16 protein-coding genes are annotated in these 10,242 nt (G+C 46.7%); all 16 read left to right on the top strand.

Annotated elements, in window-relative coordinates; translation table 11 throughout:
- The first annotated feature begins 306 nt into the window (after positions 1 to 306).
- The 16 genes from KK925_RS07340 (at position 307) to KK925_RS07265 (ending at position 9,758) form a co-directional block, all read left to right on the top strand.
- On the top strand, positions 307 to 456 hold the full coding sequence (locus KK925_RS07340) for a hypothetical protein (protein ID WP_174583443.1): 150 nt from the start codon (positions 307 to 309) through the stop codon (positions 454 to 456).
- A 534-nt stretch (positions 457 to 990) separates the two neighbouring features.
- Complete coding sequence (locus KK925_RS07335; protein WP_174583442.1) at positions 991 to 1,248, top strand: helix-turn-helix transcriptional regulator; 258 nt, start codon at positions 991 to 993, stop codon at positions 1,246 to 1,248.
- Positions 1,249 to 1,316: 68 nt separating this feature from the next.
- A complete protein-coding gene (locus KK925_RS07330) occupies positions 1,317 to 3,563 on the top strand; it encodes a phage/plasmid primase, P4 family (RefSeq protein WP_214096396.1) in 2,247 nt (748 codons plus the stop codon).
- 15 nt (positions 3,564 to 3,578) lie between these two features.
- A complete protein-coding gene (locus KK925_RS07325) occupies positions 3,579 to 3,860 on the top strand; it encodes a hypothetical protein (protein ID WP_174583440.1) in 282 nt (93 codons plus the stop codon).
- A gap of 549 nt (positions 3,861 to 4,409) precedes the next feature.
- A complete protein-coding gene (locus tag KK925_RS07320) occupies positions 4,410 to 4,802 on the top strand; it encodes a hypothetical protein (protein ID WP_174583439.1) in 393 nt (130 codons plus the stop codon).
- Positions 4,802 to 5,089 carry a hypothetical protein gene (locus KK925_RS07315; RefSeq protein ID WP_174583438.1) on the top strand — a complete coding sequence of 96 codons (288 nt, stop codon included), beginning with the start codon at positions 4,802 to 4,804 and terminating at the stop codon, positions 5,087 to 5,089. The genes KK925_RS07320 and KK925_RS07315 overlap by 1 nt, the downstream gene beginning before the upstream one ends.
- Before the next feature lie 145 nt (positions 5,090 to 5,234).
- Complete coding sequence (locus KK925_RS07310; protein WP_174583437.1) at positions 5,235 to 5,390, top strand: hypothetical protein; 156 nt, start codon at positions 5,235 to 5,237, stop codon at positions 5,388 to 5,390.
- Positions 5,390 to 6,085, top strand: coding sequence for a RecT family recombinase (locus KK925_RS07305; protein WP_174583436.1), 696 nt, complete (start codon positions 5,390 to 5,392; stop codon positions 6,083 to 6,085). Before KK925_RS07310 ends, KK925_RS07305 begins: the two co-directional genes overlap by 1 nt.
- A 106-nt stretch (positions 6,086 to 6,191) precedes the next feature.
- A complete protein-coding gene (locus KK925_RS07300; protein ID WP_174583435.1) occupies positions 6,192 to 6,377 on the top strand; it encodes a hypothetical protein in 186 nt (61 codons plus the stop codon).
- A gap of 12 nt (positions 6,378 to 6,389) precedes the next feature.
- Positions 6,390 to 7,040: a DUF2800 domain-containing protein gene (locus KK925_RS07295; RefSeq protein ID WP_174583434.1), complete on the top strand. Its 651-nt coding sequence runs from the start codon at positions 6,390 to 6,392 to the stop codon at positions 7,038 to 7,040.
- A gap of 95 nt (positions 7,041 to 7,135) precedes the next feature.
- Positions 7,136 to 7,402 (top strand): hypothetical protein, encoded by a 267-nt coding sequence (locus tag KK925_RS07290; RefSeq protein ID WP_174583433.1) that lies wholly within the window; start codon positions 7,136 to 7,138, stop codon positions 7,400 to 7,402.
- A complete protein-coding gene (locus KK925_RS07285) occupies positions 7,389 to 7,919 on the top strand; it encodes a glycosyl hydrolase 108 family protein (protein WP_174583432.1) in 531 nt (176 codons plus the stop codon). The genes KK925_RS07290 and KK925_RS07285 overlap by 14 nt, the downstream gene beginning before the upstream one ends.
- Entirely contained in the window at positions 7,909 to 8,337 is a 429-nt protein-coding gene (locus KK925_RS07280; RefSeq protein ID WP_174583431.1) for a RusA family crossover junction endodeoxyribonuclease, read from the top strand. The genes KK925_RS07285 and KK925_RS07280 overlap by 11 nt, the downstream gene beginning before the upstream one ends.
- A gap of 41 nt (positions 8,338 to 8,378) precedes the next feature.
- A complete protein-coding gene (locus KK925_RS07275) occupies positions 8,379 to 8,597 on the top strand; it encodes a hypothetical protein (protein ID WP_174583430.1) in 219 nt (72 codons plus the stop codon).
- A gap of 393 nt (positions 8,598 to 8,990) precedes the next feature.
- Complete coding sequence (locus KK925_RS07270) at positions 8,991 to 9,335, top strand: hypothetical protein (RefSeq protein ID WP_174583429.1); 345 nt, start codon at positions 8,991 to 8,993, stop codon at positions 9,333 to 9,335.
- A gap of 18 nt (positions 9,336 to 9,353) precedes the next feature.
- Positions 9,354 to 9,758, top strand: coding sequence for a hypothetical protein (locus tag KK925_RS07265; protein ID WP_174583428.1), 405 nt, complete (start codon positions 9,354 to 9,356; stop codon positions 9,756 to 9,758).
- The last annotated feature ends 484 nt before the right edge of the window (positions 9,759 to 10,242 follow it).

Raw genomic sequence — 10,242 nt, 5'->3', positions numbered from 1 at the left:
TGGGGGCCGCGACGCAGCGGGGTCACACCCTCCACCATTTTCCCCACCAAAAAAAGACCCTCAACCGGGTAAAGCAAGGTGACTCGAAACAGGAATGGCCCTAAAACGCGCCAAAATGCCCTAGAATCGATTTTGATGTTGGTCCGGGTAGGGAAGATAGCGGTCACCCTCCACAGCGCAACCCCACGTCAAACAGCAATGGACGTACAACGAGCAAAAAAGGTCTACAATCGATTTTGTCGTGACCCCGGTAGTTGGGATACCCGACCAGCAAAAAAACAAAAGCTCGAGGGGTAGGGCGGGCATATGGAGCTTGAAGACATTGCCCTTGAGGAGGTGACCCTACTTCCCTCGAGCCAAACCCAGGTTAATCACCAGGAAAAACCGAGTCAAGAGGAAAAAGGTTTTCTCACGTGTGAGGAGAAAGCATCACCCTTCGAGCAGAGGATTACCTAAGGACTGTGCGTAGCCCCTACCCCAAATCGTACTTCCTCCCCACTACCTCTGGTAGGAAAGGAACAATAACGATGGTGGCGTATCAAGCTACGCAGCTTCTATATTATCTGATTATACTATCCCGTGCGTGCGTAATGCGTATCACACAACACACACACAGGAGTCAAAAAAAGGGGGGATAAAAGAGAATTGTGGTTAGCGTGATACGACCGTCGAACTAAGTTATTGACTTGGAAGGAGAACGACGAGAATAAGCTGGCGACATACATTGAGACACCTGGTGGCCCTTTCGTTTTACTTCGCTTTAAAGTGTGGGCGGTCGGAGTGTGTGATTGGACGCGCTTCAAAGGAGGGTTCGTGAGAGCATCCTTGTACGACCGCCCACCAAAAAGTTGCATACCAAAAACTTAACGAGGTGCAACAGAAAACTTTACCGACTCATCCGAATACCGCAATCCTAACCAAAGATTTTCCTTGACATCACCCCTGGTTCATATTACCTTGGCTTTAGTAAAGAAAAGGAGGTGAACTGACATGGCGACAGTCAAAAGTTTCCTGACGACGGAAGAGGCAATTCGCTACCTTCGAACCTCTCGTCCTACTCTTTGGAGGCTTGAAAAGGAGGGAAAGTTAAAGCCTTATCGGATAGGGGCTTCGTTGAGGTGGGATCTTGAGGAGTTGGATAGGGCGGTACGGAGTGGGGCGTTAGGCCAGCGTAGGAAGTCGCGAAAGAGTAGGGTAGATGAAGTTCACGTAGAAAGGCCTGACGTTGACGCGGTGGAGTCGTCTTAAACGTAAATCCTTTGGAAAGGTGGGTTATCGTGGAGTTTCGTCTTTTACCGGAGTACTACGTATGTCTTTTGCCGGGAACGAAGAAGCCTGTGGTTAAGGGTTGGGTTACGGGGAGGGGTAATGTTGACAATCCCGAGGTAATAAAAGGTTGGGTCAGGCAGGGGTATAATGTCGGGATTGTTTTGGGGCGGAAGGGTACGCTGGATGTTGATGTTGATGAGCCTGGCTTACTTTCCTTGCTTGAAAAAGCTCTCCCGCCTACCGGTGTAGTCTTTGGGAGGAAAAGTCGTCAAGGTAAAGGTCATTTTCTTTATCGTGTTAAAGGAGATGCTCGGCATGTTTGTTACCTCGATGAAGATGGGAAGACGTTAGTTGAGTTGAGGTGGATGGGTCATCAAACAGCTGTACCCCCTTCGAGGTTGTGCAGGCAAGAAGGTGACGGACCTTCGATACCAGAGGAGGATGAGGTTATTTATTCACGTTTTGGGGGGTATAGGGAGGGAGAGTTTGGGGAGTTAAGTCAGAGGGTTGAGGAAGGTGTGGTTGCTTTTCTATTATCCAAATTTTGGCCAGGTCCTTCCTCTCGTCACAATGCGTATCGAGCGTTAGCTGGGGGATTAAAGAATGCGAAGGTTTCTCTTGAGAGGGTAAAGTCGATTGCTTCGCTTGTGGCGTTACTGACCAAGGACGAAGAGCCACAAGATCGTATTCGCTGTGTTGAAGACACCTACACTCGTGATTTGAATGGCAAGGAACTTGAAGGTTTTGGCACGTTGGTTAGTAGGCTTTCATGCGACGAAAAAAGAGCAAAGAGAGTTGTATGGAGGATAAAATACATCTTGGGGATAAAAAGCAATGGGATAGAAAGCAATGACGGGACAGACGATCAAAAGAAAGAAAGCTCAAAAAGATCTGTACCTATCTGGGTAGTTGAAGTTGGTACGAAAGTAAAGGAGAAATATCAAGAGACTCTCAAGTATACGAACGCGGGGTATTTTGTGCGCTACAGCAAAGAGGAGAGAGTTTGGATCAGTTCAGACCCTTCGGATAAAGATAGTGTAGGTCGTGTAGCGATACAGGAATATTTGAATGAAATGGCTAAGGAGCTACCTTTTGAAGGATTACTACGATATATTATTGCAAGAGATCTTACTGGGAGAATAGCGAAGTGGTATAAGAACGAACCTGATGTTCAGATACATGAGTCGATGTTTGATAGACCACAGTATGTAAATTTGAAGAATGCGGTTCTGGAGTTAGTAGAGGTTGACGGGAAGTTGAGAGCTGAGGTTAAGGCGCAAGAGCCGTGGCATTACTGCAGTCGTCAAGCTCCTGTCGAATATGATCCGGGTGCTGATTGTCCTAGGTGGAGGGAGTTTGTAGAACAGATTTGTGTCGACGAGCAGGGCAATCGGGATAGAGAGAAAGAGGATTGGTTGCAGCTTTTTTCTGGGTATACGCTTTTGCCTGGAAATCCTGAGCAATTGATTTTTCTTTTTTGGGGTTCTGGAGCCAATGGCAAAAGTGTTTTTCTTGATGTCCTTGGGGAAATTTTGGGTAAGCAGAAGGGGTATTATTGGGTTTTGGCAAGTGATGCCTTTGCCAAGGCACGTCGAGATACTCACCCTTCGGCCTATTATCCTCTAAGTAAGGTGCGTTTGGCTTTAGCTCCTGAGGTACCGCCTCATGAGATAGATTCTGATCTTGTGAAGCTTATTACTGGGGAGAAGACATTTGACGCTCGAAGAATGCGACAAGATCACGAAAACCTCAGTGTTAGGGCAAAGGTGTGTATGCTTACGAACCACATGCCTCATACGAAAGATGTTAGTTATGGTAATATGAAGAGGTATTGTATGGTTCCGTTCTATGCAAGCTTTGTCGATGCGGATCATGTGAATCCTCCGTCTTTCAAGAGGGATCTTCATATTAGGGATAAGCTTTTGGAAGAGAGGTCGGGGATATTGAATTGGATGCTGGAGGGTGAAAGGAGGTGGTGTGAAGGAGCTCGTCTTTCGGATGGTGTTCCTTCAATTAAGGAGTTTACGGCTCAGTGTATTGCTGAGACATCTCCCTTTATGGCTTGGTTTTCTATGGCGGTGGTGAAAGATGACTCGGCTGAGTATGACTTTGGGGAGGTGTATGATCATTACAGCGCGTATGTAAGGGAAAACTTTGGTGAGAGGGAAGTTTCTCGTAAGCAAGATTTTGGAAAACTTTTGCACAAACGTGGGGTTAGGACCATGAGGAGAGGGAAGAGCAATAAGACGTTCGTGAAAGGGATAAAGCTATTAGGCCTAGGAGAAATCTTGTAAGGAAAGGAGATAGTCGTGAAGAAGGTGTTGGTAGTGTGTTGTTTCGTTGGGTTGGCTGGCTGTGCCAGTACAGGTGGTAGTAATCATGCTAGTGATTACCGCGCTCGTGCTGCCTGGATAGCTGCGGGAGAGGCTATGCAGGATGCGGCGGAAGAGATGCGGGAAAGGAGGTTGGAACAAACGAGGGAGTTGAGGGAAGATTTGAGGGATTTGCAGAGGCAAATGGATGAGGATCAAAGGTCGTTTGATTTGCAAATGAGGATAGATGAGCTTCGTGGGAATACGGGGGTTGAATGACTTGGTGGTTGGTAGGAAGTTAATGAGAGAAAAGGAGGAAAAGATATGAGGATAGAAACAAGCCCGGGTAGAGATGCTTGTACGGTATACCTTGATCCTAGTGATATTGTTGTTGGGAAAACTATCTATATCAGTCTCCCTGATGTATATCCCTGGGTACTCTGGAATAGTTGGAGAGTAACATCTTTTCAAATGTATAGTAGCCTGGATGCTGGGGGGCTCAACTTTGATATCTCGGGTCATTATAGTACCATAGACCCAGGGATTAAGAATTTTGTCTTTTGCAATTGGGTTCTTGGTACGACCCTTTCTGTATTAGTATCATCGATTAATACATCCAGTGTTAAAAACACAGCAGTTATTACCTGTTTAAAGAACCGTCCGACTGTGGGTCCAATCCTTGGACCACTTAATAGTAACCAACCGTTTACCATATCAGGCACAAGTTCTCGAGCTCAAGTACATCTACATTCCAATGCTCCTAGCGGTTTAGCTCAAGGGTATATTCAGCAGATTATGATAACATCGGTATCTGCTACTGGTGGAACTATGAGCTCGTGGGACGTAACTATCGGTCATACGGGAGAGGCGAGGAGTGGGGGTACTGGAGATGCATTCCAATGGAAGTATGCTGTGGATGCATCCAGTGGTACGGATTTTACCCTGAATAGCACAGTGTACACGCTCTTTAACTGCTGGGGGTTCCCAAAGTTTTTCAATAACTCTACGTCTACCTTGCCTGGGTCGATCAATAACCCCGTAGCAAGTTTCCCGTGTATTGATAATACAACAGGAGCGACGATATCGGGTAGGGTGATTAAATGGGTGAGTGTACCTGCTTTCCCTGATGAAGGGGTTGATCTTTTTGTTGGGGCTACCCCGGGAACAGGGGTGACGAGTTTTACCGTGGGTGGGTTTCTTGCCTACTCGGAAATCTATTAATGACGACTACGGGTCAGGAAGATTGGGAGCTTTTTGCCTATAGGAAGCTTTCGATGATCACAGAGGAATGTGACTTCGAATCAAACAGAGACGAAGGCGTGGTATTCCTCAAGGTCGAATATGTGGAAGGAAAGCCAGCTTCTGGTGAAGCAATCATCGTAGTTCCCCTAGGGCTCTGCAAGAGGAAGTTTCAGGTCCGAAGCTCGGATACAATGCGGTACCTTGTTGATCTGAAAGACAAGGCTCTCGAAGAAAAATATAGAAAGGAGGGTAGAAGTGACGGATGAAGAGAAGATCAAAATGATGAAGATGAGGATACGGAATGCGCTTGAGTCGTTGAGAGATTGCAATCGAGAATTACGAAATCTACGGAAGGATATGTACGACGTCCCAGAGGCAGTAGTTATGAGCAAACACAAATTAAGGACCGCGATGAAAAGCATGGATAACGGGTGGGGTATGTTTGATAATATGGAGGTGTGGATCTTGGATATTGCCTATGAGTTGGGTTCGGCGTTCTTGAACTGTGAGTTACAAAGGCTTGCTATGGGTGAGATTGCTATTGGTGAGGAAGGAAAGGAGGGCTAATGGGAACGATAACGTTGAAAGATCAAATATTGTCTCCACAGTTTCAGGAAAAGATCCGGCGTGTGCTTCCGGAAAAGATAGAGGTTGCACGGTTTTTGCAAATCTGTGCGGCTGCTGCTGCTCATGAAGAGATTAGGGGCTGTGATCCAATAACAGTCTTCGAAAGTATCCTGTCTTTAGCCAGATGGGGTTTGTATCCTGATGGCAAGTATGCGGCACTGGTGGCGTACAAGAATGTATGCAAAGCGCATGTAATGATAGCTGGTGAGATACTTTTACTGCGAAGATCAGGAGTAAAAGGTCCGATTTGGGCTGCGATAGTATATGAACACGACACACTCGTAATAGAAAAAGGTACAAATCCTATCTGTAGGTGGGCACCGAAACTGAATGGTGATCGAGGTGCTAAGATAGGGGCTTTGGCATATATCGATTATGGGAATGGTGAGTTTGATTGCGAGTACATGACGATCGAGGAAATCGATCAAATACGAGAGTTTAGCATCGCAGCAAAAAAGGGAGTGGGTCCTTGGTGTGGGCCTGAGACGGTTGTGGATGAAATGAGGAAAAAAGTTGTGCTACGGAGGTTGTTAAAGCGCCAGGGGTATGAACAAGAGCTTATGCAACTTGTGGATGAGATGGAACAAGAACCAGAAGAACCAGTAGTGGAGGTTGATGATGAACAAAATACTTAAAAAGCACAAGTCTGCGTTGCTCAAGATTAGGAACCTCTTAGACAGGGAGGTAAGAAGGCTCAGTCGCAGTAAAAGGAAGAAAGAGAAGAGGCTAGACACAGAGAAGGTGAAGGAGGCGTTTCGGAAGTACGGGTATGATGGGGCGCTTGTGTCTCAAATAGCAGAGGACTTAGGGTTAAAGGATCAAAAGGCAAGGCAAGCGCTATGGGTGTGGATCTATTACAATGCTAAGAAAGGACAGTTAGTGAGGGATGGGAAGAAGTATCGGCTGGTCGATCTGTGGGAGCAATGATGTGTAGCGAGAATGAGGTTAATCACAGCCAGTGTCTTTCATAGGAGAATTAACTGCCCTGGCTCAGCTCTCCTTGAGGCACAGGTCCCAAGCATACCCGCTCCCGAAGCTCTTGAAGGCAGTAGACTTCACGAACTACTGGCTACCGGTCAGGGAGAGGAAAACGCGGATATTCGATGGGCTAGGGAGACAGTGGCTTGTTTGGTTGAAAACCTTCTTGGGGAAGGGCAGAGCGAAACATACTATGAGATCGACTTGAGTTATGGAGCGGAGTATTTGGGGAGAGCCGACTTTGTGGCAGTCAATAGAACAAGTGCTCTGATTGTGGATTACAAATTCTATCGCCAAGAAAATATTCCTCCCTCCGAAAGGCAGCTAGCATTGTTAGCTGTAGGAGTATGGGATAGGTGGTGCGTGAAAAAGGTCTATGCTGTATACGTTAACCCTCTCCTTCGAGCTACAAGTTCGGTGTATGCGTACGACAGTACCAATATCGAGGAGATTCTCCTTACGTATCTAGAGGTGCTAGTAAAGATAAAGAATACCCCTTACACACAAGTAGGGCCATGGTGTTTGTATTGCAGGGCGAAATGTATATGCGATTCTTTTTCAAAGGAGGTGAAAGAGCTATGGCAAATGGGACGGAAGATACGAAGTGGTTAGCGTGGCCGCCGGATAGGGAAATAACGAAAGACAATGTTCACATCTGGGCATGGAAGAGTAGGTTAGTAAAAAAGATGTTGGAAGATGTGGATAGGATGATTCGTAAGTTGATAGAGGAGAGTGGAGGGAATGAGTACGTTCAGTTGAAAGAGAGAAAATACGTGGAGGTGGACGATGTGTGGGAACTGTGGCAAGCGTGTAGGGAAAGTGGAATGAAGGTAAAGGAGTTCCTTGCCTATTGTGATGTGAGGGTAGGAGAAATGAAAAGGGAGGGAAAGTTACCGGAAGGTTTCGAAGTAAAATATCGAACAGTGAAATATATTTGGCTTGATCCTACGAGGTTGATCGATGACGTACGGTAGCGATTTGGAAAAGTTGGTACGGGCGTTTAGCATCTCGGTCGTTCTTTGGCAAGAGATAGAATGGGAGGGAGAGAATGCAAAGACCGAGCACGATCCTCATGATCCCGGCGGAGCGACGAAGTTTGGGGTGGATCTAAGGAGTCACCCGGGATTGAGGATAGAGGATTTAAGTTTTGAAAAGGCGTGGGAGATCTATGAGAAGGAGTGGGCTGATTGTGGGGCGCATAGGCTGCGCCCTTCTTTAGCCTTTTTGGTGTTTAATGCAGGGGTAAACATTGGGTACCGAAAGGCGATTACACTCCTGCAGGCTGCAGCTGGTGTTGAGCAAGACGGAGTAATCGGGGAAAAGACTGTGGAGGCATCCAAGGAAGTGAAGGATTGGCAGTTTATTAGTAAGTGGGATGGTTATTACTACGGGTTAAGCATAGTGCTCCGAGAAAGGTTTCTTGAAGGGTGGGTTACCAGGGTTAGGAAAGCTTACGATGCTGTGAGATTTTTGAATAACTATGCACCATAGAGCGTTTGTTGTAGAAGGGGAACCGATAGCCAAGGGGAGTAAAGTTTCGTTTGTACACAAATCTGGGAAGCGAGTGGTTATCGATTCCAATCAAGGGAGAGTACAAGGGTATGTGTATGCTATCAGAGTCTCGTATCGAGCGAAGTATGGAGAAGAGGAATTGCTATGTCCTCCGATAGCGGCAAAGATAGTTTTCTACTTCACGGTTCCTAAGCACTTAAGGGTTAAGCTCTCGAAGAAAAAGATTGACACCTGGAAAGCAACTCGACCAGATGTGGACAAGCTCATTCGTTGTGTTTTGGATTCTCTCTCTGGGTTGGCGTTTGTTGATGACTCCGAGATAGTGAGAGTGGAAGCTGAGAAGCACGTAACAGATGGGATAGCTAGGACGGAAATTGAACTTGTCTCTCTGGCTTGAAGTTGACTCTAATACTTTCTTACTTAAGTTGAGGAAGGAAGATGACCGAACTGCAGCAAATCCGCGATTGGATTATGCCGTTAACAGCGATCGTGGCTTTGCTTGTGGCAATAGGGCAGGCAAAAGAAAAAATCCGCGAACTCGAGGGAAAATATAACGATCTGTCACAAGAGATTCATAGGCTAACCATCGGCATGGAGGAGTTGAAAGGTTTGGTTATCCGGGCCATATTGGAAAAAGACAAAGGAGGAAAAACGTGAAGGATTGGAAGACTACTGTTATAGGATGGCTTCAGTTTGCAGCAACAGTAATTGCTACTGTCATCTCTTGGCTCAAAACCGGGGCAATGGATGCGGCTCAGTTCACGCTTGTGATTCAGTCGTTGCTAGTGGCTATCGGGTTACACGCTGCATCCGACTCCAAGCCATCCCAAAGCTAAGCATGGCGAATGAACGTAACAGCCGAAGACATAGAAATAAGCGTATCGCTTATCTTACTTCTCTTGGTTTGTCTCTATCTTTATCGATCCTCATAGGATGCGCCACGCGCCCTGTGCCTCATGAGGCTCACCCAATACCAGCACCGAAGGCGTATACGCCAGTACCTCCACCAAACCCAGATAAGATCAACCCAGGGGAACCGTATCTTCTGCCATGAATGGAGAGCCAATCCTAGCAACGATTAGTGCGGCTTCTGAAGCAATAAGCTCGGTGTTCTCGACACTGGACAAAATCTCCGAAGCTCAGTTGAGGCAAAAGGCTTATGACGAGCTGCTTAGAATCGGACAGGCTCTCAATGACGTTTTCTCGACCGACCCGGAAAAAGTAAAAGCCGCACAACGCACAATCGAAGCGTCTTTAGCCGAAGGCGCGGCAGCCACCGGTCGTGTCTTTTCGAGTAGTCAAACGTATGTCCGGGTACCAGCTGGGGTGCTGAAGACACTTATCGAAGCGTTCCTTAAGGAAAAATGGGAGACACTTGGGGTTAAGTTTAGCTGAAAATAGGAGAGCAAAAAAATGAACCACTACGAACGAAATCATCAGAGAGAGGAAAAACACTTTCGCCGCATTCACTGGAGACAGGTGGTTGAGTCGCTAGAGCTACCCAAGAAGATCGTTGTGGCTATCGAAAGGTTATCGAAAGGAACAGGGGTACATCCGAGGGTTATTCTTTCGGATGCCATAGCTGTAGGGATTATGGAGTTAAGGAATCGCTACAAACCCTTTGTGGAATTTCGGAAATTCGTTCACAGTACCATTAGCAAAGATGTGGAAGTTACTGAAGGAGCTCTTCAGGGAGATGCAAGCGGTGAAGTCGAACCCGACTACTCGGGATGCGGCGCAGAGTTTAGTGATCCTTCTGTCGGATCCAGACTCGAAGAGGCATCTAGTGAAAGTCCTTCTGTGGGTGAAGAAGAGTGATGAGACTCTAGGGGAAGAGTTTTCCTTCCTCGCCGCTTTCGATGAGTATGGGGAAGAGGGTGAGGAGGATTTTCTTGGGAGTTAAGGCTTTCAAAATTCACAGCCTCTATTCCAGGGATTTGAACGAAGTCTGTCGCCATGGCCATCCTCTTACGTCTCCTAGCCTTGAGAGCCTTTAGGTGCGCTCGGATCTCTGTAAACGCAGAAAGCTTTCGCCTATCGTCTGTGGTTGAAACGATATGGAAAAGCTCTCTTTCGAGCATCTCGATTGTTTCGTCAATGATCGGATTGAGAGTGACGCAACCGAGTCTAATGATAGCGCGAGCCAAAGCTACCTTACTTTTAAGCTCATCTTCTTTCAAGAACTGTTCCCACAATCGCTTGATATTGATTGCGTCCTGTTCTTTTTCTTCCTGATCGTAAACAGATTCTAAGTATTTATCGTGGGCGAGATGAAATCCTGAGGGCATCGTTAGCGCCTTTC

Origin of the sequence: Candidatus Methylacidithermus pantelleriae (genome assembly GCF_905250085.1) — a bacterium.
GTDB classification, from domain to species: domain Bacteria; phylum Verrucomicrobiota; class Verrucomicrobiia; order Methylacidiphilales; family Methylacidiphilaceae; genus Methylacidithermus; species Methylacidithermus pantelleriae.
Note: the sequence above shows the minus strand (reverse complement) of the source record. Positions and strands in the feature narration are given on the sequence as shown.

Bases quoted from the DNA above. Each gene is read 5' to 3' on its own strand.
- KK925_RS07265 (WP_174583428.1), top strand. From the start codon at position 9,354: ATGAACCACTACGAACGAAATCATCAGAGAGAGGAAAAACACTTTCGC.
- KK925_RS07305 (WP_174583436.1), top strand. From the start codon at position 5,390: ATGGGAACGATAACGTTGAAAGATCAAATATTGTCTCCACAGTTTCAG.
- KK925_RS07280 (WP_174583431.1), top strand. From the start codon at position 7,909: ATGCACCATAGAGCGTTTGTTGTAGAAGGGGAACCGATAGCCAAGGGG.
- KK925_RS07340 (WP_174583443.1), top strand. From the start codon at position 307: ATGGAGCTTGAAGACATTGCCCTTGAGGAGGTGACCCTACTTCCCTCG.
- KK925_RS07290 (WP_174583433.1), top strand. From the start codon at position 7,136: ATGATTCGTAAGTTGATAGAGGAGAGTGGAGGGAATGAGTACGTTCAG.
- KK925_RS07275 (WP_174583430.1), top strand. From the start codon at position 8,379: ATGACCGAACTGCAGCAAATCCGCGATTGGATTATGCCGTTAACAGCG.
- KK925_RS07270 (WP_174583429.1), top strand. From the start codon at position 8,991: ATGAATGGAGAGCCAATCCTAGCAACGATTAGTGCGGCTTCTGAAGCA.
- KK925_RS07335 (WP_174583442.1), top strand. From the start codon at position 991: ATGGCGACAGTCAAAAGTTTCCTGACGACGGAAGAGGCAATTCGCTAC.
- KK925_RS07285 (WP_174583432.1), top strand. From the start codon at position 7,389: ATGACGTACGGTAGCGATTTGGAAAAGTTGGTACGGGCGTTTAGCATC.
- KK925_RS07315 (WP_174583438.1), top strand. From the start codon at position 4,802: ATGACGACTACGGGTCAGGAAGATTGGGAGCTTTTTGCCTATAGGAAG.
- KK925_RS07295 (WP_174583434.1), top strand. From the start codon at position 6,390: ATGAGGTTAATCACAGCCAGTGTCTTTCATAGGAGAATTAACTGCCCT.
- KK925_RS07310 (WP_174583437.1), top strand. From the start codon at position 5,235: ATGAAAAGCATGGATAACGGGTGGGGTATGTTTGATAATATGGAGGTG.
- KK925_RS07320 (WP_174583439.1), top strand. From the start codon at position 4,410: ATGAGCTCGTGGGACGTAACTATCGGTCATACGGGAGAGGCGAGGAGT.